Annotated in this window: 22 protein-coding genes; 21 read left to right on the top strand and 1 reads right to left on the bottom strand. The window is 45.5% G+C overall.

Annotated features, from left to right (window positions below; all coding sequences use genetic code 11):
* Window positions 1-215 precede the first annotated feature (215 nt).
* The 19 genes from PGQ38_RS05270 (at window position 216) to PGQ38_RS05180 (ending at window position 20,426) form a co-directional block, all read left to right on the top strand.
* Complete coding sequence (locus tag PGQ38_RS05270) at window positions 216-2,741, top strand: glycyl radical protein (RefSeq protein WP_204452660.1); 2,526 nt, start codon at window positions 216-218, stop codon at window positions 2,739-2,741.
* 173 nt (window positions 2,742-2,914) lie between these two features.
* Entirely contained in the window at window positions 2,915-3,706 is a 792-nt protein-coding gene (locus tag PGQ38_RS05265; RefSeq protein ID WP_195589674.1) for a glycyl-radical enzyme activating protein, read from the top strand.
* Window positions 3,707-4,069: 363 nt separating this feature from the next.
* The gene (locus PGQ38_RS05260; protein WP_118578133.1) at window positions 4,070-5,581 is read left to right on the top strand and encodes a 4Fe-4S dicluster domain-containing protein; all 1,512 of its coding nucleotides are present in this window, start codon (window positions 4,070-4,072) and stop codon (window positions 5,579-5,581) included.
* Between the two features lie 57 nt (window positions 5,582-5,638).
* Window positions 5,639-6,856 carry a peptidase T gene (gene pepT / locus PGQ38_RS05255; protein ID WP_148461087.1) on the top strand — a complete coding sequence of 406 codons (1,218 nt, stop codon included), beginning with the start codon at window positions 5,639-5,641 and terminating at the stop codon, window positions 6,854-6,856.
* 207 nt (window positions 6,857-7,063) lie between these two features.
* Window positions 7,064-7,207 (top strand): hypothetical protein, encoded by a 144-nt coding sequence (locus tag PGQ38_RS05250; protein WP_204452662.1) that lies wholly within the window; start codon window positions 7,064-7,066, stop codon window positions 7,205-7,207.
* Between the two features lie 384 nt (window positions 7,208-7,591).
* The gene (locus PGQ38_RS05245; RefSeq protein ID WP_204452664.1) at window positions 7,592-8,539 is read left to right on the top strand and encodes an L-lactate dehydrogenase; all 948 of its coding nucleotides are present in this window, start codon (window positions 7,592-7,594) and stop codon (window positions 8,537-8,539) included.
* 287 nt (window positions 8,540-8,826) lie between these two features.
* Complete coding sequence (locus PGQ38_RS05240; protein WP_118578136.1) at window positions 8,827-9,621, top strand: CoB--CoM heterodisulfide reductase iron-sulfur subunit B family protein; 795 nt, start codon at window positions 8,827-8,829, stop codon at window positions 9,619-9,621.
* A complete protein-coding gene (locus PGQ38_RS05235) occupies window positions 9,621-10,022 on the top strand; it encodes a 4Fe-4S dicluster domain-containing protein (protein ID WP_118578137.1) in 402 nt (133 codons plus the stop codon). Before PGQ38_RS05240 ends, PGQ38_RS05235 begins: the two co-directional genes overlap by 1 nt.
* Before the next feature lie 7 nt (window positions 10,023-10,029).
* Window positions 10,030-12,018, top strand: a complete 1,989-nt coding sequence (locus tag PGQ38_RS05230; protein WP_173718187.1) for a CoB--CoM heterodisulfide reductase iron-sulfur subunit A family protein — start codon at window positions 10,030-10,032, stop codon at window positions 12,016-12,018.
* Window positions 12,009-12,452 (top strand): hydrogenase iron-sulfur subunit, encoded by a 444-nt coding sequence (locus PGQ38_RS05225; protein WP_118578139.1) that lies wholly within the window; start codon window positions 12,009-12,011, stop codon window positions 12,450-12,452. Before PGQ38_RS05230 ends, PGQ38_RS05225 begins: the two co-directional genes overlap by 10 nt.
* Entirely contained in the window at window positions 12,440-13,414 is a 975-nt protein-coding gene (locus PGQ38_RS05220) for a 4Fe-4S dicluster domain-containing protein (protein WP_118578140.1), read from the top strand. The genes PGQ38_RS05225 and PGQ38_RS05220 overlap by 13 nt, the downstream gene beginning before the upstream one ends.
* Before the next feature lie 3 nt (window positions 13,415-13,417).
* A complete protein-coding gene (locus tag PGQ38_RS05215; RefSeq protein WP_173716026.1) occupies window positions 13,418-14,479 on the top strand; it encodes a 4Fe-4S dicluster domain-containing protein in 1,062 nt (353 codons plus the stop codon).
* Complete coding sequence (locus PGQ38_RS05210) at window positions 14,479-15,333, top strand: FAD/NAD(P)-binding protein (RefSeq protein ID WP_021924662.1); 855 nt, start codon at window positions 14,479-14,481, stop codon at window positions 15,331-15,333. Before PGQ38_RS05215 ends, PGQ38_RS05210 begins: the two co-directional genes overlap by 1 nt.
* Before the next feature lie 39 nt (window positions 15,334-15,372).
* Entirely contained in the window at window positions 15,373-15,705 is a 333-nt protein-coding gene (locus PGQ38_RS05205; RefSeq protein WP_118578142.1) for a DUF3784 domain-containing protein, read from the top strand.
* A 32-nt stretch (window positions 15,706-15,737) separates the two neighbouring features.
* Window positions 15,738-16,412 carry a 2Fe-2S iron-sulfur cluster-binding protein gene (locus PGQ38_RS05200; protein WP_118578143.1) on the top strand — a complete coding sequence of 225 codons (675 nt, stop codon included), beginning with the start codon at window positions 15,738-15,740 and terminating at the stop codon, window positions 16,410-16,412.
* A 15-nt stretch (window positions 16,413-16,427) separates the two neighbouring features.
* Window positions 16,428-18,041 (top strand): FAD-dependent oxidoreductase, encoded by a 1,614-nt coding sequence (locus PGQ38_RS05195; RefSeq protein WP_118578144.1) that lies wholly within the window; start codon window positions 16,428-16,430, stop codon window positions 18,039-18,041.
* A 127-nt stretch (window positions 18,042-18,168) separates the two neighbouring features.
* On the top strand, window positions 18,169-19,011 hold the full coding sequence (locus PGQ38_RS05190) for a fumarate hydratase (RefSeq protein ID WP_148461094.1): 843 nt from the start codon (window positions 18,169-18,171) through the stop codon (window positions 19,009-19,011).
* Window positions 19,012-19,013: 2 nt separating this feature from the next.
* Window positions 19,014-19,580 carry a Fe-S-containing hydro-lyase gene (locus PGQ38_RS05185; RefSeq protein WP_204452665.1) on the top strand — a complete coding sequence of 189 codons (567 nt, stop codon included), beginning with the start codon at window positions 19,014-19,016 and terminating at the stop codon, window positions 19,578-19,580.
* Between the two features lie 156 nt (window positions 19,581-19,736).
* Window positions 19,737-20,426 (top strand): YoaK family protein, encoded by a 690-nt coding sequence (locus PGQ38_RS05180; RefSeq protein ID WP_118578147.1) that lies wholly within the window; start codon window positions 19,737-19,739, stop codon window positions 20,424-20,426.
* Window positions 20,427-20,583: 157 nt separating this feature from the next.
* Here PGQ38_RS05180 and PGQ38_RS05175 read toward each other — a convergent pair whose 3' ends face one another.
* Window positions 20,584-21,975 carry a sodium-dependent transporter gene (locus PGQ38_RS05175; RefSeq protein WP_204452667.1) on the bottom strand — a complete coding sequence of 464 codons (1,392 nt, stop codon included), beginning with the start codon at window positions 21,973-21,975 and terminating at the stop codon, window positions 20,584-20,586.
* A gap of 492 nt (window positions 21,976-22,467) precedes the next feature.
* On the opposite strand from PGQ38_RS05175, the gene pflB reads away from it, so the two are divergent.
* Both pflB and pflA read left to right on the top strand, forming a co-directional pair.
* Window positions 22,468-24,723 carry a formate C-acetyltransferase gene (gene pflB, locus PGQ38_RS05170; RefSeq protein WP_204452669.1) on the top strand — a complete coding sequence of 752 codons (2,256 nt, stop codon included), beginning with the start codon at window positions 22,468-22,470 and terminating at the stop codon, window positions 24,721-24,723.
* A 105-nt stretch (window positions 24,724-24,828) separates the two neighbouring features.
* A complete protein-coding gene (pflA, locus tag PGQ38_RS05165) occupies window positions 24,829-25,557 on the top strand; it encodes a pyruvate formate-lyase-activating protein (protein ID WP_173716030.1) in 729 nt (242 codons plus the stop codon).
* Window positions 25,558-25,661: the final 104 nt, after the last annotated feature.

The following is a 25,661-nucleotide window of genomic DNA, read 5'->3' as shown; positions in this document are numbered from 1 at the left end:
CAACGAAAAACCACAAAAACAAACCAAAAACACCAACTAAAACAACAAAACTAGTGTTGAATTATGTTGACATCGCATAGCGAATGACGTATAATGAGCATAGAAAACTATGTCATGGAACAACGGACATTTATGTTGCCGACAGAGAGAATATTGTGTTTTGGAGATACAGAATATTATTTCATATGCCGGGACATCCATGAGAAAGGAGAACCATGGAAAAATACAATTCAAGTGAGATTCCCAAATCTTCCAGAATTACCCGTCTGGTTGATCATCTCTATGCAAAAATGCCAGAGATCGAGTCTTACAGAGCCAAGCTGATCACAGAGTCCTATAAAGAGACCGAAGACCAGCCGATCATTACCAGAAGAGCGAAAGCTTTTGCCCACATTTTACATAATATTCCGATCATCATCCGTGATGAGGAACTGATCGTGGGAAGTAACTCCATTGCACCAAGAGGATGTCAGACATTCCCGGAATTCTCATTCCAGTGGCTGGAAGACGAGCTGGATACGGTTGCTACCAGAACTGCCGATCCGTTCTATATCTCAGAGCAGGCCAAGGCAGACCTTCGGGAAGCTCATAAATACTGGAAGGGCAAAACCACCAGTGAGCTGGCAACTGCTTACATGGCACCGGAAGCAATTCGCGCGATCGACCATAATATCTTCACCCCGGGTAACTATTTCTATAATGGTGTAGGACATGTTACCGTAAAATACTGGGAAGTTCTTGAAATCGGATACGAAGGCATTATGGCAAAAGCACAGGCTGAGCTGGATAAATGCAATGTGGGGGATGGAGATTACGCAGAGCGTTCCCGTTTCCTGGAAGCAGTTATCATGAGCTGCCAGGCAGTGATTGATTATGCAGACAGATATGCAAAGCTTGCCCTTGAAATGGCAGAGAAATGTACAGATCCACAGCGTAAAGCAGAGCTTCTTGTGATTGCATCCAATTGCAGCAAGGTTCCGGCGAAGGGAGCTACCAATTTCTGGGAGGCGTGTCAGTCCTTCTGGTTTGTGCAGCAGCTTCTCCAGATGGAGTCTAGCGGACATTCCATTTCCCCAGGACGTTTCGACCAGTATATGTATCCTTATTATAAGAAGGATATTGAGAGCGGCGCGATTACCAGAACAGCAGCCCAGGAGCTTCTTGATTGCATCTGGGTAAAATTAAATGACCTGAATAAAGTCCGTGATGCTGCTTCCGCAGAAGGCTTCGCAGGCTACAGTCTGTTCCAGAACCTGATCGTAGGAGGTCAGGATAAAGATGGCAATGATGTGACCAATGACCTTTCCTTTATGTGTATTGAGGCATCCATGCATGTACATCTTCCGGCTCCGTCCCTTTCCATCCGTGTATGGAATGGTTCTCCTCATGACCTTCTGATCAAGGCAGCAGAGCTTACCAGAACGGGTATCGGACTTCCGGCTTATTATAACGACGAGGTAATCATCCCAGCACTGCAGAACAGAGGACTTTCCCTTGCAGATGCCCGTGAGTATAATATCATCGGTTGCGTAGAGCCACAGAAAGCAGGTAAGACAGAGGGATGGCATGATGCAGCATTCTTTAATATGTGCCGTCCGCTGGAGCTTGTATTTGCCAATGGTATGGATCAGGGCGAGATGGTCGGAATTCCTACCGGCGATGTAACCCAGATGGCTACATTCGATGAATTCTATGATGCATACAAGAAACAGATGGAGTACTGCATTTCCCTTCTTGTAAATGCAGATAATGCCATTGACGTGGCTCATGCAAAGCGTTGTCCGCTTCCATTCCTTTCCAGTATGATCGATGACTGTATCAAACGTGGAAAGACCGTACAGGAAGGCGGTGCAGTTTATAACTTTACCGGTCCCCAGGGCTTTGGTATTGCAAACATGGCAGATTCCCTGTATGCAATTCGTCAGCTGGTCTATGAAGAGAAGAAGTTTACGATGGAGGAGCTGAAGGAAGCTCTTGCATGGAACTATGGCAAAGGCCTGGATGAGCAGTCTGTGAAAGAGATCACAACCGGCATCTTAAGAGAGATGACCGAGAGCGGTGCCAAGGTTGATGCGGATACTGCAGCAGCTGTCCTGAAATCTGTTATGAATGCCCAGATGGCACCTGAGAAGATGGCAAGATACCAGGAAATCCACGATATGATCGCAGAAGTTCCGAAATTCGGAAATGATATTCCGGAAGTGGACTACTTCGCAAGAGATGTGGCTTACACATATACAAGACCGCTTCAGAACTTTAAGAACCCACGTGGTGGACAGTACCAGGCAGGACTTTATCCGGTTTCTGCAAACGTACCCCTTGGCGGACAGACTGGTGCTACACCAGATGGAAGATATGCACACACTCCGGTTGCAGATGGTGTTTCCCCATCCGCAGGCAAGGATGTGAACGGACCTACTGCAGCAGCAAGCTCTGTTGCGAAACTGGATCACTTTATCGTATCCAATGGTACTTTGTTCAATCAGAAATTCCATCCGTCAGCATTGTCTGGACGTGAGGGTCTTGAGAAGTTCGTTGCATTGATCCGATCCTACTTCGATCAGAAGGGAATGCATATGCAGTTTAACGTTGTAAGCAGAGAGACACTGCTGGATGCACAGGCACATCCGGAGAACTATAAGCATCTGGTTGTACGTGTGGCTGGTTACAGTGCACTGTTTACCACACTTTCCAAATCTCTGCAGGATGACATTATCAGAAGAACTGAGCAGGGATTCTAAAACGAAAGTCAGCAGACTCTTATGCAGGAGAGTTATAATTGCCCCATAGCTCACTTCTTAGCGAGATGATAAGTGTGGATGTGAATGGAAACTTTCTGCGAAAAATATAAATGGAATTGCTGGTGGCTTCGTTAAGAGAAGTCTGCTGGCACTTCCGTATAATGGAGATATCTATGGAATATTTAGACACTACAGGGCGTATTTTCGACGTCCAGCGTTATTCCATCCATGACGGTCCTGGAATCCGTACCATTGTGTTTTTGAAAGGCTGTGTGCTCAGATGCCAGTGGTGCTGCAATCCGGAATCCCAGGAATATAAGATCCAGACAATGAAAACTCCAGACGGCGTGAAGACCATGGGACGAGACGTAACTGTCCGCGAGATGATCGAACTGGTAGAGAAGGATCGCCCATACTACTACCGTTCCGGCGGCGGAATGACACTTTCCGGCGGCGAATGTCTCTGTCAGCCGGAATTTGCCCGTGACCTTCTTCGCGCAGCGAAAGAGCGTGGAATTAATACAGCTATCGAGAGTATGGCTTGTGTTCCCTGGAAAAATATAGAGATGGTACTGCCTTATCTGGATACTTACCTGATGGATATCAAGCATACCAATCAGGAGAAGCATAAGCAGTTTACAGGCAAGCCCAATGGACTGGCTCTGGAGAACGCCAGAAAGGTAGCTCTTTCTGGCCAGACCAATCTGGTGATTCGTGTACCTGTCGTTCCAACGTTCAATGACAGTGTGGAGGAAATCAAGTCTATTGCTTCCTTTGCATCTACATTGCCAGGTGTGAAGAAGATTCACCTTCTTCCCTATCACCGTCTGGGACAGGATAAGTACGACTGGCTTGGAAGAGAATACAAGCTGCCGGAGATACTTCCTCCAGAACCGAAGCATATGGAACTTTTGAAAAAAGCAGTGCATTCCGTCTGTGATCTGGATTGCCAGATAGGTGGATGAAATAATATTTTATGTGAAAATTTTGAAGAAAGACATTGTGTGGAGAAATCTGTACAGTGTCTTTTTTTGCGCGCATTTCTTATTTAATGTGTTGGGAGGGTGAAAAGTTCTTCAGGAGGGACACATTTGAACAACTTTCAACACACTAAAAGAAAGCCTTTTTCATACATGCTCCAGGAAAAGAAATTGGAAAAAGATTTGCTTAAATTATAATTTTTTTGTATGATAGGTGGTATAATAAATACTTGATGAATTTATATCAACTATTTAAAAAAGCGGAGAAAGAAAACTTTATAAAGACAGTTAGATTGATTGCGGTAAAATCTGGCTGGTGCAAAATACTACAGCATAAGGAGAAAAAGAATGAGAGGACTATACTCATCAAAGACAAAAATCAGACACCAGATTTTTACTGAAATTGCCCGGCTTGCCTATGAGGGCGACATTGAGAAAGAGATGGATGATCTTCCGTACAAAATTCTTCCAGGAGAGATTGCAACATATCGTGACAGTATTTTTCTGGAGAGAGCTATCGTAGGAGAGAGACTGCGTGTGGCAATGGGACTGCCTCTTCGAAACATTTCCGAGCATGCGCCAATTTCCAAGGGCGTAGAAGCCAGCTTGATCGAAGAGAAATATTATGAGCCGCCCCTTATCAATATTATTAAATTCGCCTGCAACTCCTGTCCGGAGAAGCGTGTGATTGTCACAGAGGGCTGCCAGGGCTGTCTGGAACATCCTTGTCAGGAGGTCTGTCCCAAGCAGGCTATCCACATGGAAAACGGGCGGTCTGTGATCGATCAGGAGAAATGCATCAAATGTGGAAAGTGTCTGGAATCCTGTCCATATAATGCCATTATCAAGCAGGAGCGTCCGTGTGCCAAGGCCTGTGGAATGAATGCCATCCATTCAGACGAGTATGGCAGAGCAGAGATCGACTATGACAAGTGTGTTTCCTGTGGAATGTGCCTGGTAAGCTGTCCGTTCAGTGCCATTGTAGATAAGGGACAGATTTATCAGACCATTATGGCATTAAAAAGTGATACACCAGTTTATGCCATTGTAGCGCCGGCTGTGGCAGGTCAGTTTGAACCGGAATTGAAGAATACCCAGCTTCGGGGAGCTTTTAAGGCGCTTGGATTTACGGATATTAAGGAAGTGGCTGTGGGTGCAGATCTTTGCACCATTGAGGAGGCTAAGGACTTCATGAAGGAAGTGCCGGAGAAAATTCCGTTTATGGGAACCTCCTGTTGCCCGGCATGGTCTGTTATGGCAAAAAAGACGGTTCCACAGCTTGCCAACTGCATTTCCATGGCGCTTACTCCCATGGTACTGACTGCCAGACTTCTGAAGCAGGAAGAGCCAGACTGCAAGATCGTGTTTGTAGGACCATGTGCAGCCAAGAAGCTGGAGGCAAGCCGTAAGTCGGTTCGAAGCTATGTGGACTTCGTTCTCACCTTTGAAGAGGTGAAAGGCATGTTTGATGCCAAGGGCGTTGATTTCGCCAGCCTTCCGGAGGAAGAGCCTCTTACCCAGGCCAGTAGTGACGGTCGTGGCTTCGCTGTTAGCGGCGGTGTGGCAGCCGCAGTTGTGAAAGCTGTAAAGCGAATGGATCCGGATCGCGAGGTGAAGGTAGTCAGTGCTAACGGACTTCAGGAGTGTAAAAAGATGCTGATGGCAGCCAAAGCAGGGAAATACAACGGATATCTGCTGGAAGGCATGGCGTGTCCTGGCGGCTGCATAGCAGGTGCCGGAACGGTGCAGACTGTAAAGAAGGCGGGAGTGGCACTGGAGAAGATGAAGAAGGAAGCGTCTTTTGAAGAATGTATGGATACTTCATTTGGCGGGGAACTGGAGAAACTGGAAGAGCTGTAAAATTATTTAGCCGAGCTGCTTGAAAATAAAGAATACATGAGAAGGAGAAAAGCAAAAATGCGTGCATACGAACGTTTATTAAATTATGTGAAAGTATATACCACAAGCGAGGATGAGCAGGAGAACGTGCCATCCACCAGCCGTCAGTTTGACCTGGGAAACCAGCTGGCAGAGGAACTGAAAAAAATAGGGGTTCAGGACGTGCGCATTGATGACAAGTGCTATGTTTATGGCGTGATCCCGGCTACAGAAGGCTTGGAAGAGAAACCAGCCATCGGCTTTATCGCACATATGGACACAGCACCTGATTTCTCCGGAGAAAACGTAAATCCACAGATCATCCCGGAGTACGACGGCGGTGATGTAAAGTTGGGAGACAGTGAATATGCTCTTACCTTGAAAGATTTCCCACATCTGGCATCTTTAAAAGGAAGAACCCTGATCACCACCGACGGAAGCACCCTTCTTGGTGCAGATGACAAGGCTGGTGTGGCTGAGATCATGACTATGGCAGAGCAGGTGATCACAGAGAACATTCCTCATGGAAAAATCTGTATCGGCTTTACCCCGGATGAAGAAGTGGGCCGCGGCGCAGACTTCTTCGATGTAGAAGACTTTGGAGCAGATTTTGCCTATACTGTAGATGGCGGTGCGGAGAATGAGATCGAGTATGAGAACTTCAATGCCGCAGGTGCGAAAGTAAAGATCAAAGGCTTTTCTGTACACCCGGGCAGCAGTAAGAACACCATGATCAATGCAGCCCTGGTTGCCATGGAGTTCAATAACATGCTTCCGGCAGGAGATACCCCAGCGAACACAGAAGAGTATGAGGGATTTTTCCATCTCTGTGAAATGAGCGGAGATGTGTCTTCTGCAAGCCTTGACTACATTATCCGTGACCACGACAGCGCCATGTTCGCCTGCCGCCAGGAGCTGATGAGACATATCGTCAAGCTTCTCAACGAGAAATACGGCGAAGGTACCGTAACCCTCATCATCAAAGAACAGTACCGCAACATGAAAGAGAAGATCGAGCCTTGCATGCACCTGATCGATAACGCCAAGAAAGCCGTCCAGCAGTCCGGGCTGAATCCTAAGACAGTTGCAATCCGCGGCGGCACAGATGGCGCAAGGCTTTCCTTCATGGGACTGCCCTGTCCGAACCTTGGAACCGGCGGCTATGCCTTCCACGGACCATGCGAACACATTACCGTTGAAGGAATGGATTATGCTGTGGAGAATCTGAAGAATATTGTGAAGCTGTACGCCTGCTGATTCGGGTAGGAAAAAAGCATTGGTGAGATATATAATTTTTTAAACATGCTTTAGAAAAAAGCATCTGTCGAATCGTAACCGACAGGTGCTTTCTTCTTCTCAAAATTTAAACAAAATTTTACATGGCTAAGACAACAACATGCTTTTTTCCCCTTATAATTATCCTGAGAAAAAAGCTAAAAAGGATAAAAAGGAGAACTGATCTACTTGAAGTACCAGGAAATTGTAAATAATAAGGAAATTAATGCATATCTGAAAAAGGGAGACGCCAATCTGGGGACAATGGGATTTACAGAAGTAACCTACATAAAATCATACAAAACAGAGCTCCTATATTTATGCAATATGTAAAAGCCCCAAAATAATGATAAAAATTTCAAAAAACAGTTGTTAAAAGATTGTCATTGTGGTATCTTAATGAGAGCGGAGAAAACCAATATTTTATGCGGAGACGAAGAGGGAAAAGTCCTTTTGTTGAGAATTGTTTGTCAAGAAACACATAGTGACATGACTTGAACCAGGAAAACAGGAAGAAAATTCTCTGTGTTTCTGGTTTAGGCCATGTCACAAGGCAGAAAATAAAGTTTTTACCCGCTTTTTTTCTAACTGTGATTGTTAAAAAATAAACAAGAAACAAAAGACATCACACAGGGAAAACCAACCAATCCCACGGAAAAGTAACAAAACAGAGGGAAAAGTTGACACAATCCCACAACCCCATGAAAGGAGTTTTTTATGAGCAGCAAAATTACCATTATCGGAGCTGGAAGCGTTGGCTCCACTATCGCTTACACACTGGCACACGATGAGATCGCTTCCGAGATTGTTCTGATCGACATCAACAAGGAGAAGGTTGAAGGAGAGGTTATGGACATTGAGCAGGGAACCTGCTTTAGAAGCCCTGTATCTCTGGTGGCCGGAGATTACGCAGATGCCAAAGATTCAGACATCGTGATCATTACTTCCGGAATCGCCCGTAAACCAGGACAGACACGAATTGAGCTTACTCAGACAAACGTAAACATTCTGAAGAGCATCACTCCTCAGATCGTAAAAGAAGCTCCGGACGCAAAGTATATTATTGTAAGCAACCCGGTAGATATTATGACCTATGTATTTACCAAGATTTCCGGTCTTCCGGAGAATCAGATCATGGGATCCGGAACTATTCTTGATACAGCAAGACTTCGCTATGGACTTTCCGAGCACTTCAAAGTAGCCCAGGGAAATATCCACGCTTATGTGTTTGGCGAGCACGGCGACACCTCCTTCATTCCATGGACCGGCGCTTACATTTCCGGTCTCAGCACAGATGAGTATTATGAAGAAATGAAAGCTCACGGCAAGGATGTGAAACCTCTGGATAAAGAAGCCATGCTGGAATATGTACAGAAATCCGGCGGAAAAGTTATTGCAAAGAAAGGCGCAACCTTCTACGCAGTATCTGCTACCGTTTGCCAGCTGGTAGGTCTGATCCTGGCAGCTTCCGATTCCCTTGCAACCGTATCCTCCATGCTTCACGGTGAGTATGGAATCGAAGATGTGTGCCTGAGTACCCTTACTCTTGTAGGACCAAATGGAATACAGGGAAAAGTTCAGATGCGTATGAATAAAGAGGAAATTGCATTGCTGAAGAAGAGTGCCGATGCCCTGAAGGAAGTAATCGCACAGATTGAGCTTTAAAAGTTATTGTTCCCAGATATTATTCCGCGAAGCAGACAGATGTGAACGGAAGAAACAGTAATTTTTCACCTTAGCTTTGTAGAGTGCATTTTGTAAAGAAAAAAATAATTTCAAGTGCAGAATCGAAGCATTACATTCAACTATACCAGCAAAGACATCCCGGCTTCTATCGTGGAAAGCGGTAAGTCGGGTTCCACTTTGCGAAAGCAACCCAAATAGCTGCTGTTTACCTATATGAATTTAGAAAAGCATATTTTGTGAACAGTGACAAGAAAGGAACAAGAAGCATGAAGTACAGTTATTATCCAGGATGTACCCTGAAGAATAAGGCAAAAGATCTGGATGCCTATGCCAGAGCTTCTGCAAAAGCACTGGGCTTCGAAATGGAAGAGATAGAAGACTGGCAGTGCTGCGGCGGCGTATATCCTCTTGGCAGCGATGAGATTGCCACCAAACTTTCTTCCGTCCGGGCTTTAAATGACGCAAAAGAAAAAGGACAGGATCTGATCACAGTCTGTTCAGCCTGTCATCATGTGCTCAAACGTGTGAACGACGACATGAAAAACGTGGACGACATCCGCACCAGAGCAAATAATTATCTGAAACTGGATACTCCATATGAAGGAGAGACAAATGTCCTTCATTATCTGGAAGTACTCCGTGATGAAGTTGGATTTGATGAGATCAAAAAGAAAGTGGTAAATCCTTTAACTGGCAAAAAAATCGGTGCATATTATGGCTGCCTTCTTTTAAGACCAGGAAAGATCATGGCATTTGATAATCCGGAGAATCCCACCATTATGGAAGACTTCATCCGTGCCCTTGGCGCAGAGCCTGTGGTATACCCATACCGCAATGAGTGCTGCGGCGGCTACATTTCCCTGAAAGAAAAAGAAATGGCACAGAATATGTGTGAAAAGATCATGGACAGTGCAAAGGGCTTTGAAGCAGATATGCTGATCACAGCCTGTCCACTTTGCATGTATAACCTGAAAAAGAACGGAAACGGCGATCTTCCTGTTTACTATTTTACAGAACTTCTTGCAGAAGCTCTCGGAGTAAAAGAGGAGGTGGCGAAGTAATGGCTTATACATATGGAAATACCCAGAATGCAGCAGAGCGAATCAAAGAAATTTCCGGAGTAAATCCCCTGAAATGTATGAAATGCGGCAAATGCTCCGCAACCTGTCCTGCATTTAACGAGATGGATATCAAGCCTCACCAGTTTGTAACTTATGTACAGAACGGCGACATTGAAGCTCTTGCACAGTCAAAATCCTTATGGAAATGCCTCTCCTGCTTTGCATGTGTAGAACGCTGTCCAAGAGATGTTAAACCGGGAAAACTGATCGACGCAGCCAGACAGCTGGTTGTCCGCGAGCGTGGGCAGAACTATCTGACCGCAGACGAAATTCCGGAGCTGCTTGATGAAGACACACCGCAGCAGCTGCTGGTAAGTGCATTCAGAAGATACAGGAGGTGAAAAACAGGTGCAGAGAATAGGTGTATTCGTATGTCATTGTGGTACCAATATTGCAGCCACAGTTGATGTAAAAAAAGTAGTAGAGATGGCAGCAAAAGAGCCAGGCGTTGTTCATGCGGAAGATTATCAGTACATGTGCTCCGAAGCAGGACAGGCCAAGATCATTAACGCCATCCATGAAAAAAATCTGACAGGAATCGTAGTCTGTTCCTGTTCCCCGCGTATGCATGAGGCTACCTTTAGAAAGGCAGCACAGAAAGCGGGATTAAACCCATATATGGTAGAGATTGCCAATATCCGTGAGCATTGCTCCTGGATCCACAAGGATATGGAAGAGGCTACCTTAAAGGCAGTGATCCTTGCAAGAGCCGCAATCGCAAAAGTAAATCTGGATGCTCCTCTTCAGCCAGGCGAGAGCCTTGTAACCAAACGTGCTCTTGTAATCGGCGGAGGTATTGCCGGAATCCAGTCAGCCCTTGACATTGCAGAGGCTGGTTATGAGGTTGATATTGTGGAGAAGCTTCCAAGTATCGGTGGAAGAATGTCCCAGCTGGACAAGACCTTCCCAACTCTGGACTGCTCCGCGTGTATCCTTACACCGAAAATGGTAGAGGCAGCAGCACATGAGAAAATCAACATCTATACATACAGTGAAGTTGAGAAGGTAAGCGGCTTTGTAGGTGACTTCACCGTTGATATCCGCAAGAAAGCAAGAAGCGTGGATATGAGCAAATGTACCGGATGCGGCGTTTGTTCTGAGAAATGTCCGTCCAAGAAAAATCCAAACGAATTTAACCGCGGTCTGAACAACAGAAGTGCTATCTACATTCCGTTCGCTCAGGCTATCCCAAATGTTCCGGTAATCGACCGCGAGCATTGTACCAAATTTAAAACCGGAAAATGCGGTGTCTGCTCCAAGGTTTGTGCCGCAGGTGCAATTGATTATGAGCAGAAGGATGAGATCGTTACACAGAAATATGGTGCAATCGTGGTTGCAACCGGTTTTGACGTGATTCCGCTGGATAAATATGATGAGTACGCTTACAGCCAGAGTAAGGACGTTATCACCTCTCTTGAGCTTGAGCGTATCATGAATGCAGCAGGACCTACAAAGGGGCATCTTGAGAGACTTTCCGATGGAAAAGCTCCGAAAAACATTGTATTTGTGCAGTGTGTGGGAAGCCGTTGCTCTGATGAAAGAGGAAAGAGCTACTGCTCCAAGATCTGCTGTATGTACACTGCAAAACATGCAATGCTGATCCGTGACAAATACCCGGATACAAATGTAACTGTTTTCTACATTGACGTTCGTACTCCAGGCAAAAACTTCGATGAGTTCTACAGAAGAGCTGTTGAAGACTACGGTGTAAATTATGTAAAAGGCCAGGTTGGAAAGGTAATCCCACAGCCGGATGGAACTCTTATGGTTCAGGCTTCTGACCTGCTTGAAAATAAACAGATCCTTATGGAGGCTGATATGGTGGTTCTTGCAGCTGCCATCGAGCCAAACAAGGATGTAAGAAAAATTGCAACTATGCTTACCGCAAGTATTGATACCAACAATTTCCTCACAGAAGCACATGCAAAGCTTCGTCCGGTAGAGTCCCCTACAGCTGGTATTTTCCTTTCCGGTGTCTGCCAGGGACCAAAGGATATTCCGGAGACAGTTGCACAGGCTGGCGCAGCAGCAGTAAAGGCAATCGGCCTTCTTGCAAAAGACAAGCTGACCACCAACCCATGTACCGCACATTCTGACGAGCTTCTTTGCAACGGATGCTCCCAGTGTGCAAATGTGTGTCCGTATGGTGCGATTTCCTATGAGGAAAAACAGGTAAATGACCACGGAATCCGTGAGACAAGAAGAATTGCTGTTGTAAACAATGCTCTTTGCCAGGGCTGTGGTGCATGTACTGTAACCTGCCCGTCCGGAGCAATGGATCTCCAGGGATTCTCCAACAGACAGATTTTAGCGGAGGTAGATGCAATATGTCGATAGAAGCAAAAGAAGAATTCAGACCGAAGATCGTGGCATTCTGCTGTAACTGGTGCAGCTACGCAGGTGCAGACCTTGCAGGAAGCAGCCGTCTTTCTTATCCGGCTGATGTAAAGATCATCCGCGTACCATGCTCCTGCCGTGTAAATCCAATGTTTATCCTCCGTGCCTTTGAAAAAGGTGCTGACGGCGTGATCATGTGCGGCTGTCACCCGGGAGACTGCCATTACACAACCGGAAACTATTACGCGAGAAGACGTATGACACTTCTTTTCTCCATGCTGGACTTCATTGGTGTGGAAAATGGCCGTACCCGTGTAGAGTGGGTATCTGCCGCAGAAGGTGTAAAATTCTCCCAGACCATGAATGAATTTGTGGAAAAAATCCATTCTCTGGGTAAAAACGTCAGATTGGAGGATTTAAGATGCAGGAACTGATCGCTCGTGCAAAAGAACTGCTGGCTGATGGAACCGTAGTACGTGTTCTTGGCTGGAAAGCCGGAGACCTGCCTTACAATCCGGAAGCAGCATATTTCGAAACTGCAGAAAGCCTGGACGAATTTGTCTATAATGGTTTCTGCGGACAGAACTTAAGTAAAATGATGATCGAGGCTTCCAAATTAGAGGGAAAAACCCTTGTCTGTCTGAAGCCTTGTGATACCTACAGCTTCAACCAGCTGATCAAGGAGCACCGTGTAGACCGTGAAAAAGCCTACATTATCGGTGTTGGCTGTAAAGGCAAGCTGGATGTGGAGAAGCTTCGTAAAATGGGCATCAAGGGAATCCAGAGCATTTCCGGCGCTGAGCTTACCGATGATTGTGAAGAACTTAACATTTCCACAATCTATGGTGACAAAACAGTCGCTTACAAGGATGCAATGCTGGAGCGCTGCCATGTATGCAAAGGAAAAGAGCACATGATCTACGACGAGATCATCGGCGAATCCAAGGATACAAAGGATGCAGACCGTTTTGCAGAGGTGGAGAAAATTGAGAAGATGAGCCCGGAAGAGCGCTTCGCATTTTTCCAGAAGGAGCTGAGCAAATGTATCCGCTGCAATGCCTGCCGCAATGCATGTCCAGCCTGCAGCTGTCGTAAATGTGTATTCGACAGCAACAAGTTTGACAGTGCGCAGAAGGCAAATGTGGATTCCTTTGAAGAAAAAATGTTCCACATTATCCGTGCATTCCACGTTGCAGGAAGATGTACAGACTGCGGTGAGTGCAGCCGTGTCTGCCCGCAGGGGATTCCGCTTCATCTGTTTAACCGTAAGTTCATCAAGGATATTGATACCTTCTACGGCGAATATCAGGCAGGAGCAGATGCTGAGTCAAAAGGCCCGCTGACCAGCTTTACATTTGATGATGTAGAGCCAGGTGTAGTGGCAGAAAGGGGATAATGTATGTATAAGATTGAAAAAGAAAATCTGGAAGCATTATTCCGGAAAATCGCAGAAAGCCAGGATCTGATCCTTCCGATCAAAAAGGCAGGACAGACCAACTTCGGCCTTTGGAATGAAGGAGAAGAGGCAGACCTTGAGACATTGAAAACCGTAAAATCCGGCAAAGATGCCTTTTTCCCACAGAGCGAAACACTTTACACCTGTGTTCGTGATGGAAAGAAGCTGACCGTAGAGCCGGAAGAGCTGAGAAGCCGTCCGTTCGTTGTATTTGGCATGAAGGCCTGCGATGTAAAAGGGGTTGCAGTTCTGGATAAGGTTTTTCTTGCTGATCCTGTTGATACTTTCTATGCAGCAAGAAGAGACCATGGAACTATCGTTGCCCTGGCTTGTCATGAGCCGGAGGAATCCTGTTTCTGTAAGGTTTTTGGAACAGATGCAGCAGATCCGGAAGCAGACGCCGATGGAAAAGGAATTGCCGATGTAGCAGCCTGGATGGTGGAGGGAAGCCTTTACTGGAAAGCCCTTACGGAAAAAGGAGAGGCTCTTACAGAAGCTGTAAAAGAACTTCTTACCCCGGCTGACGGCGATCAGGCAAAAGTGGATGCTGAAAAAGAAGCAATCCATAACATTGTAGAAAAGCTTCCATATACACATCTTTCCCTGGAAGGATGGGATGGAAATGCTACAGATGCGAAGTTTAATTCTCCTGTCTGGGAGACTTTATATAAACCATGCCTGGCATGCGGAACCTGTACCTTTGTATGTCCGACCTGCCAGTGCTATGACATCAAGGATTACGACACAGGACACGGTGTAAAGCGTTACCGTTGCTGGGATTCCTGTATGTATTCCGATTTCACAATGATGGCTCACGGAAACAACCGTACCAGCCAGCTGCAGAGATTCCGTCAGAGATTTATGCACAAGCTTGTATATTTCCCTGCTAATAACAACGGTATGTACTCCTGTGTAGGCTGTGGCCGCTGCGTGGAAAAATGTCCGTCATCTTTAAATATTGTGAAGGTGATCAAGGCTTTTGAAAAGCATGGAGGTGAAAAGTAATGAGCGAGTGTACCTGTCATAAAAATTATACTCTGGATACTCTGATCCCGCAGGTTGGCGTGATCACAGACATTCATGAGGAGACTCCGGATGTAAAAACATTCTGTGTAACAGCACCGGATGGAGGAAAGCTTTTTGAGCATATGCCAGGCCAGTGCGCTATGGTCTGCGCCCCAGGTGTAAGCGAAGGTATGTTTTCCATTACTTCCTCTCCTACAAATAAAGAGTATCAGGAATTCAGTATTAAGAAATGTGGTGAGCTGACCTCTTATCTTCACAGCCTTCAGGTGGGAGACGAGATCACAGTACGTGGACCATATGGTAACCATTTTCCGGTAGAGGATAAGCTGAAAGGCAAAAATCTTCTGTTTATTGCCGGTGGTATCGGTCTTGCACCACTTCGTTCCGTAATCAACTACGTTCTTGACAATCGCGATGACTATGGCACTGTAGATATTCTCTACGGTTCCCGTTCCGCAGATGATCTTGTAAAATTAAAAGAGATCCAGGAAGTGTGGATGAATGCAAAAGACGTAAACGTCTACCTGACCATCGACCGTGAGCAGGAAGGCTGGGACGGACATGTAGGCTTCGTACCAACCTATTTGAAAGAAATCGGCTTCGACACCAACAAAGTCGCATTAGTCTGCGGACCGCCGATCATGATCAAATTCGTACTTCAGGGCCTTGAGGAGCTTGGATTTACAAGAACCCAGGTTTACACAACACTGGAGCTTCGCATGAAGTGCGGTATTGGTAAATGCGGACGCTGCAACATTGGATCTAAATATGTCTGCAAAGACGGTCCGGTATTTAGAATGGACGAGATTGACCAGTTACCTGACGAGTACTAAGTAAACCCAAAAGTTTCAGTAAATACAAGGGGGATTTTTATGACATTGGCAGATACAGCTCATGGATCAGACTGGATACTCTGGGTCGTCTTTGCTGTCTTTGTAATTTTGACCATTGCTTTACTAAGTGGTCATGGCAGCAAATTTATTTCTGGCTATAACACTGCTTCAAAAGAAGAGAAAGCCAGATATGATGAGAAAAAGCTGTGCCGTGTATACGGAATTGGAATGGGCGTGATCGCTATTCTCCTTCTGATAACCGGACTATTTGAAAGCTTTTTGCCATCCAGTTTTGTTTATGTGCTATTAGTTTTAATTGTCATAGATGTTGTAATTATTATTATCCTGAGTAACACAATTTGTAAGAGATAGAGTTAGACAATCAGAAGAAAGGAACTCCCAAAATGGAAAATATGGTAAACGTATATTTCTTCGGTAAAAAATACACCGTACCAGCTGACCTGACCATTATGACGGCCATGGAATATGCCGGATACACTTTAAAACGCGGCTGCGGCTGCCGTCACGGCTTCTGCGGCGCCTGCGCCACAATCTACAGAATCAAAGGCGACAACGAACTGAAAACCTGTCTTGCCTGTCAGACGCAGGTACAGGAAGGCATGTATGTAGCAAGCATCCCGTTCTTCCCTACAGACAAGAGACTCTACAACATCGAAGACCTTCAGCCAAACCAGCAGGTCATGATGGAGCTCTACCCGGAAATTTACAGCTGTATCGGCTGTAACGCATGTACAAAAGCATGTACCCAGGGCTTAAATGTAATGCAGTACATCGCATATGCACAGAGAGGCGAGCTTGAGAAATGTGCAGAAGAATCCTTTGACTGCGTAAGCTGCGGATGCTGTTCCGTAAGATGTCCGGCAGGTATCTCTCACCCGATGGTAGGTCTTCTTGCAAGACGTCTCACAGGAAAATACATTGCTCCTAAGAGTGAGCATCTTGAAAAACGTGTAGAAGAGATCCATGAAGGCAAATACGATGATCTGATCGAGCAGATCATGCAGAAACCGATCACAGACATGGAAGAACTTTATAACAACAGAGAAATTGAGAAATAAGGAGGGCATAAAAACATGTACGCACCATATCCAGAAAATATGATGGAATCCATCAAAAAGGTAGAGGCTACAAGAGCACAGCGTATGGCAACAGAGCCAAGACGTCTGAGCGCTGATGAGAAAGATGCTCTTCTTAAGAAATTCCATCCAGACTATAACCCGGATGCATTTGCAGAAATCAAAGTAGGACCAAACAAAGGACAGAAGGCACCGCTGGAGCTGGCAGAAATGCTTCACTCCGAAAGCCGTCTTCTGAATGAAAAAATTGACCTTAACAAAATCGATTATGATGTAGATGTACTTGTAATCGGCGGCGGCGGTGCAGGCTCCTCCTGTGCCATCGAAGCACACAATGCAGGTGCCAACGTTATGATCGTGACCAAGCTTCGTATCGGTGATGCCAACACCATGATGGCAGAAGGCGGAATCCAGGCAGCTGACAAAGAAAACGATTCTCCTGTACAGCATTATCTGGACTGCTTCGGCGGCGGACATTTTGCTGCAAAGCCAGAGCTGGTAAAGAGACTTGTAATGGAAGCTCCGGATGCAATTAAATGGCTGAACGATCTTGGCGTTGAGTTCGATAAAGAAGACGATGGAACCATGATCACCACACACGGTGGCGGAACCTCCAGAAAGAGAATGCATGCTGCAAAGGATTATTCCGGATCTGAAATCATGCGTACTATCCGTGACGAGGTTCTGAACCTTGGCATTCCGGTAGTAGAATTTACTTCCGCTGTGGAGCTTCTGAAAGATGAAAAAGGACAGACAGCAGGTGCTGTTCTTCTTAACATGGAAACCGGCGATTACTCCGTCGCAAGAGCAAAAACAGTTGTCATTGCAACCGGCGGAGCAGGAAGAATGCACTATCAGGGATTCCCTACCTCTAACCACTACGGCGCAACCGCAGATGGTCTTGTACTTGGTTACCGAGCAGGTGCTTCCCTTCTTTATCAGGATTCCATCCAGTACCATCCAACTGGTGCCATTTATCCGTCCCAGATCCTTGGCGCACTGGTAACAGAGAAAGTTCGTTCCGTTGGCGCGCAGCTTGTAAATGCAAACGGAGAAGCCTATATTCACCCTCTGGAAACCCGTGACGTCAATGCTTCCGGTGTTATCCGTGAGTGTGAGGAAGGTCGTGGCGTAGAGGTTCCTGGCGGACTGAAAGGTGTATGGCTGGATACTCCGATGATTGAGATCCTTGGAGGAGAGGGAACTATTGAGAAGAGAATCCCGGCAATGTTCCGTATGTACATGAACTACGGCGTTGACATGAGAAAAGTGCCGATCGTGATCTATCCTACTCTTCACTACCAGAACGGTGGTCTGGAAATCGATGGAGACGGATTTACCAAAGAAATCCCGAACCTTCTGGTTGCAGGAGAAGCTGCAGGCGGAATCCATGGAAGAAACAGACTGATGGGTAACTCTCTTCTGGACGTAATCGTATTCGGAAGAAATGCCGGTAAAAAGGCAGCTGCAAAATGCAAAGAGGTAGAGCTTGGAGAAATGAACCTGGATCATATTTACGCATATGAGAAAGAGTTAAAAGCAGCAGGAGCAGAGACCGATAAAGTATCTCCGTTACTGCTTCCAAACTATGCCCGTCATGAGCAGAGATAATAACCAGATAGTTAAAAAGAAATTCCGGTACCGTTAAATTGCCGGTATCGGAAGCTTTTTATATAATGTGAAAGGATATGTCGCCTTTTGGCGGTATGCCATAAATGAAAGAAGGGAGCTTACCAAAATGCGTGAAGTAGAAGTAAGCAGACTTACAGACGTCATCGAAAAACTCTGTATCGAAGCAAACGAACATCTTCCGGAAGACGTAAAATGCGCTATCAAAACATGTCGCGCATGCGAAGACGGAGAGATTGCCAAGGGTATTCTTGACAATATTATCGAGAATTTTGATATTGCAGATAACGAAAATGTACCGATCTGTCAGGATACAGGAATGGCATGTGTGTTCCTGGAAATCGGACAGGATGTGCACTTTGTTGGCGGAGATCTTACTGATGCCATCAATGAAGGTGTACGCCGCGGATATACAAACGGATATCTTCGCAAATCTGTTGTAAAAGATCCTGTACGTCGTGGAAACACAGGAGACAATACACCGGCTATGATTTATACAGAAATCGTTCCTGGCGATAAAGTGAAGATCACAGTGGGCCCGAAAGGCTTCGGAAGTGAGAATATGAGTATGATCCGTATGTTCAAGCCATCTGCAGGACTTCAGGGAATCAAAGATTTCATTCTGGAAGTCGTTGAGACAGCAGGCCCGAATCCATGCCCTCCGATGGTTGTAGGGGTTGGAATCGGCGGAACCTTTGACAAATGTGCTCTTCTTGCAAAGAAGGCACTGATGCGTCCTCTGGATTCCCACAATCCTGATCCATTCTATGCAGAGCTGGAAGATGAAATGCTGGAGAAAGTAAACAAGCTTGGAATCGGACCACAGGGCTTTGGCGGAAAAACCACAGCCATCGGCCTGAACATTGAGACAATGCCTACTCACATTGCGGGAATGCCATGTGCAGTCAACATCAACTGCCACGTTACCCGCCACAAAACGGAGGTGATCTGATCATGGAAAGAAGACATATTACACTGCCTCTGACGGAAGAACTGGCAAAAACCCTTCACGCAGGAGATCAGGTTCTCCTTACCGGAACCATCTACACATCCCGTGACGCAGGTCACAAGCGTATGTGTGAGGCTCTTGCAAAAGGCGAAAAGATTCCTTTTGATCCAACAGATGCAACTATTTATTATGTAGGTCCAACTCCTGCAAAACCAGGTCAGGTCATCGGATCTGCCGGACCAACTACCAGCGGCCGTATGGATGCCTACGCACCAACCATGATGTCTGTAGGAGCCCGCGGAATGATCGGCAAAGGAGCGCGTCTGCCTGAAGTAGTAGAAGCCATGAGAAAATATCACGGTGTTTACTTCGGAGCCATCGGCGGTGCCGGCGCCCTTCTTGCCAAATGTATCAAAAAAGCGGAACTTATCGCATACGAGGATCTGGGCGCAGAAGCTCTCCGTAAGCTTTACGTAGAAGATATGCCCCTTGTAGTCATTATTGACAGCGAAGGCAACAATCTTTATGAAGAGGGAAGAAAAGAGTATCTGGAAGCGCATAAAGAAAACTAATAATTGTGACGGAAATCCTGCAGAAAGTCTTTTTCAAATACGCTCCAGGCATATAAGATATATATACTCCACATATCAAAATAGATGTTTACAGAAAGCATTATTTATTCTATAATCTGAAGATATGTATACGAAAGACGAAAGAAGGAGCTTATTATGGACCATCATAAAAGGGTACAGACCTCAGAAGCATTCATAAACAGTGCATTCCTTGCAGTGTCAGGAGGATTTCAGGATGCCTATACCTATTTTACCCGCGATGGCGTTTTCTCCAACGCCCAGACCGGAAACGTGGTACTGATGAGTGAGCGGTTTATGAACGGCGAAGTGAAAGCAGGATTGCATTATCTCATTCCCCTGACCGCATTCTTTCTTGGAGTTCTGTTAGCGGAACGCATTCAGGAAAAATTCCGCTATGCCAGACGCCTTCACTGGCGCCAGGGAATCCTTCTGGTAGAGATCATCCTGCTGTTTCTGGTTGGCTTCATCCCAGGGAACCTGAACGTGCTTGCCACCACCCTGGTATCCTTCTCCTGCGCCCTTCAGGTGCAGACCTTCCGAAAGGTTGAAGGAAATGCCTATGCCAGCACCATGTGTATCGGAAATCTGAGAAGCGGCACTGCCGCTCTTTCCGCTTACATGCGTGAAAGAAAGCCACGCCTGCTTCGTCAGGCCTTATGCTACTTCGCCATTATTTTCCTGTTTGCCATTGGCGCAGGAATTGGCGGCAGACTTTCAATGGCTTACGGCGAAAGAGCCATCTGGGTATCCAGCATCCTGCTTCTCATCAGCTTCCTTTTAATGTTTATTGAGGAAATCGAAGAGGCAGAACACCGCTGGCAGTGAGAAATTAATAAAGCTTCAGTATCTTTACAATTACAAATTATAAAAAACATCCAGTCTCCATATAACGATGGCAGGCTGGATGTTTTTTTACAATATAATCTTTCACAAATTGTGAGGCACATCTTGCAGAAAGTCTTCCTCAAACATGCTCTGCAGTTTAAGATAAAATCCCTGTAGACTGTAAAAACAGAATAAACATCATAACCGGTGCAACAAAGCGGATCATGACGCGGTACAATTTTTTCCTACGGAACTTATCCCCGCTTCTTTCCATTTCGCTAATCACATAATCCGGCGTTACGACCCAGCCGATGAGAATCGTGGAAAGCAGTGCAATAAACGGCATCATAACACTGTTGCTGATGTAATCCATAATATCAAGAAGCTGTCCTACAGAACCGTTCGGAAGCTTCACTTCCACATAGAAAATACTGTATCCCAAAGCGATAACTGCGGAAGCTGCAAGGTAGATCACAGATAAAACAAGAACTGTTTTTTTACGGCTGGTATGAAAAATTTCCATGCAGTTTGCAGTAATAGATTCCAGTACGGAAATACAGGAAGACAAGGTTGCAAAAATAGCAGTTACGAAAAACAGGATTCCTACGAAGGTACCAGCTTTTCCCATTGCAGAAGATACCTTTGGCAGGGAAATAAACATCAGGCTTGGTCCAGCACCCATTCCCTCAGTGCCGGAAAACACATATACAGCCGGGATGATCATGGCACCTGCAAGAAAGGCAACACCTGTGTCAAAAATTTCAATCTGATTGATCGCTTTGTTCAGGTTCACTTCAGGTTTTACATAGGAGCCGTAGGTGATCATAATTCCCATGGATACACTGAGTGAAAAGAACAGCTGGCTCATGGCATCCAGCAGAATCTGCAGAAAACGCTGCACAGTCAGTCCTTCAAGGTCAGGCGTCAGGTAGTAAAGAAATCCCTGTAAGCCGGTGCGAAGCTGACCGGAAGCATCCGTATGTGAAATCGTAAGAGAATACACTGCAATCACTACGACCAGAACTAGCAGGACCGGCATCATCCATTTGGATACTTTTTCAATTCCCTTTTCCACGCCATTGTATACAATGAAAGCAGTAACACCCATGAAAAGCAGTGCGAAGATCACCGGTGAAGTGGAAGAGGTGATAAAGGCTGTAAAATAGTCATCTGCGGCAGCTGCCTGTGCCTGACCGGTTATGTATACCACCGCATATTTGGTAATCCATCCGCCGATGACCGCGTAATAGGTCATAATAAGCACTGGTACAAGGAAGGTAAGGATTCCCAGGAACTTCCATCTGGGACGCATCTGGGTATAGGCTCCGATGGCACTCTTCTGTGTACGCCGTCCGATCGCAATATCAGAGGTGAGAAGGGCAAATCCGAAGGTTAGTACCAGAATCAGGTAGATAATTAAAAATAAGCCGCCTCCGTCCTTTGCGGCAAGGTATGGGAATCTCCACAAATTTCCCACTCCTACAGCACTTCCGGCTGCAGCCAGGACAAAACCAAGCTGTCCTGAAAAATGGTTTGATTTCTTTTCCATTACATTTGTTTCCCCCTTAATGTTGTAAGAATAGGATAACATATGACAAGATAATAGTAAAACAAATACTTAAATTTTTAGCAAGCAGAAAGGAGTATAAGTTATTGTCCACTTCGTTCACAGCAACACGCTCCGTGATGGCATTGAACATGGCGATGCAGATAAGACCATCGAGAGCTTCACGAAAATTTATTCGTTAAGCGATAGCCCCCTTCAATTAAGTTGATAAAATTTAACAAAGTATATCGAGAATATTTCTCTGTATTTACTACAGTGAAAATGGGACTTACAAATGGAAAAATGAATTAAAGTACAGAATATAGGACTTATATATAGGGAAATCCATTTTTTACCAGATAAATTGTACTTTATTAAAAGCATGCCCCAAACCGATTGACGGAAAAAAAACAATCTCGTATACTACAATCGTTAAACCAATAACAATTCTTCAATATACGCGGAGAACTATAAAATAAAGAAAGAGGTACAAGAATGAAAGATTTTGCACAGTGGGAGGGCTTCGAAGGAAGTCGTTGGAAAGAACAAATTAACGTTCGTGATTTTATCCGTCACAATTATACCCCTTATGACGGAGACGATTCTTTCCTGGAAGGCCCGACCGAGGCAACTGACAAACTGTGGGGAAAGCTGCAGGAGCTGCAGAAAGCAGAGCGTGCCAACAATGGTGTGCTTGACATGGAGACAAAGGTTGTCACAGGCCTGACCGCATACGGACCAGGATATATTGCTGAAGACCTGAAGGATCTTGAGAAGATTGTAGGACTTCAGACAGACAAGCCTCTGAAACGTGCATTTATGCCATACGGCGGAATCAAAATGGCTGAGCAGGCATGCGAAATGTACGGCTACAAGGTAGATCCTCAGATCCATGATATGTTTACAAAATATGAGTTCAAAACACATAACCAGGGCGTTTTTGACATTTACACACCAGAAATGAAAAGAGCACGTCACAGCCATATCCTTACCGGACTTCCGGATACTTATGGACGCGGACGTATCGTAGGCGATTACAGACGTGTGGCTCTGTACGGTATTGATGCGCTGATCGAGGGCAAAGAGAAAGACTTTGCAGCAAGTGACCGTCAGGGTATGAGACGTTATGATTTCCAGCTTCGTGAGGAAATCGCAGATCAGATCCGCGCTCTTAAAGGAATGAAAGAGATGGCAAAGGTCTATGGTTATGATATTTCAGAGCCTGCAAAGAATGCTCATGAGGCATTCCAGTGGCTGTACTTTGGATATCTTGCAGCAATTAAGACCCAGAATGGTGCTGCAATGAGTGTTGGACGTATCTCCACATTCCTTGATATCTATATTGAAAGAGACCTTAAGAATGGCGTGATCACTGAGAAAGAGGCACAGGAGCTTGTTGACCACATGGTAATGAAATTCCGTATGGTTAAATTTGCAAGAATTGAGTCCTACAACCAGCTGTTCTCCGGTGACCCGGTATGGGCAACTCTTGAGGTTGCAGGTATTGGTGTTGACGGACGCCATATGGTTACCAAGAATGACTATCGTTTCCTTCATACTCTTGAGGATATGGGACCGGCTCCGGAGCCAAACCTTACTGTTCTTTATTCTTCCAAGCTGCCGGAAAACTTCAAGAAATATGCTGCTAATATTTCTGTTACAACAAGTTCTATCCAGTATGAGAACGATGATGTTATGCGTCCGGTATGGGGCGATGATTATTCTATCTGCTGCTGTGTATCTGCAACTGAGACCGGTAAGGAAATGCAGTTCTTTGGAGCTCGTGCAAACCTTGCGAAATGCCTCCTTTATGCGATCAACGGTGGTGTGGATGAGAAGTTAAAGACTCAGGTAGGACCGGAGTACAAGCCGATCACTTCCGAGTATCTTGATTATGATGAGGTTATGCAGAAATATGACCAGATGATGGACTGGCTGGCTCATCTGTATGTAGGAACTCTGAACATGATCCACTATATGCATGATAAATATTACTATGAGGCAGCTGAGATGGCGCTTATCGATACCAAGGTTGAGCGTTCTTTTGCAACAGGTATTGCTGGATTTTCACATGTAGTAGATTCTCTGTCTGCTATTAAGTATGCGAAGGTAAAAGCTATCCGTGATGAGGATGGAATTACCACTGATTTCCAGGTTGAGGGTGATTTCCCACGCTATGGTAATGATGATGACAGAGCAGATGAGATTGCAAGAAATCTGCTTTCCACCTTCATGGATAAACTGAAACACATCCATACCTACCGTGATTCCAAGCCAACCACTTCTATTCTTACCATTACTTCTAACGTTGTTTATGGTAAAGCTACCGGAGCTCTTCCGGATGGAAGAAAGGCTGGAGAGCCTCTGGCACCTGGAGCAAACCCATCTTACGGAGCAGAGCAGAACGGACTTCTTGCTTCACTGAACTCTGTTGCAAAGCTTGACTATGAGGATGCACTGGATGGAATTTCCAATACACAGACCATTAATCCGGAAGCTCTTGGACATAGTGATGAAGAGCGTACAGATAATCTGGTACATGTACTGGACGGATATTTCAACCAGGGTGCACATCACCTGAACGTAAATGTATTTGGCAAAGAGAAACTGATCGATGCTATGGAGCATCCGGAAAAAGAGGAGTATGCAAACTTCACTATCCGTGTTTCCGGTTATGCAGTTAAGTTTATCGATCTGACAAGAGAGCAGCAGCTGGATGTTATTGCCAGAACCTGCCACGACAGAATGTAAGTCTGATATTTTAAAATAGTATCGGCGAAACAAAAGGGCATGCAATACAATATATGTTAGAGGTTGCATGTCCTTTTTATAAATATGAATGCAAAGGAATTAGAAATGTTAAAAGGCTATGTTCATTCTCTGGAGAGCTTCGGGTCTGTGGACGGACCTGGAGTGAGATATGTGATTTTTCTTTCTGGCTGTGCTATGCGTTGTCAGTTCTGCCATAATCCGGATACCTGGAATATGACAGATGGAAAAGAGTACACTACGGATCAGCTTTTGAAGACAGCACTTCGGTTTAAGTCTTACTGGGGAGATAAGGGTGGTATCACGGTGAGCGGCGGGGAACCACTTTTGCAGATGGATTTTCTCACAGAGCTTTTCCGTAAGGCAAAGGAAGCGGGAGTCCATACTACTTTGGATACCAGCGGAAATCCTTATACGACTAAGGAGCCGTGGCATTCTAAGTGGCTGGAGCTGATGAAGTATACAGATCTTCTGCTTCTGGATATCAAGCAGATCAATGAGCAGGAGCATGTGAAGCTTACCGGGCAGACCAATACGAATATTCTTGCCATGGCCCGTGAGCTTTCGGATATGGGTAAGCCTGTTTGGATCCGGCATGTGTTAGTACCGGGGGGCAGTGACAAGGATGAGTATCTGCACCAGCTGGCGGATTTTATCCATACACTGAAAAACGTTGAGCGCGTGGAAGTTCTTCCGTATCATACTCTTGGCATTTTTAAATGGGAAAAGCTGGGGATTCCTTATCCGCTGGAGGGCGTGAAACCTCCAACGCAGGAGAGGATTGATAATGCCAGACGGATTCTTGGGGCGATTTAAGAGCGTGAAAGAAAGTAAATAAAACTCCTTAAGGGGAGGCCGTTGCGGACTGGAAATGAGTTTGCAATGGCCTCTTTTAAGTTGCTATTTAGTGGATTAAAAGT

This window comes from Blautia faecis, from assembly GCF_027662325.1.
In the GTDB taxonomy this organism is placed as follows: domain Bacteria; phylum Bacillota; class Clostridia; order Lachnospirales; family Lachnospiraceae; genus Blautia_A; species Blautia_A faecis.
This window is presented reverse-complemented; position numbering and strand designations above follow the sequence as displayed.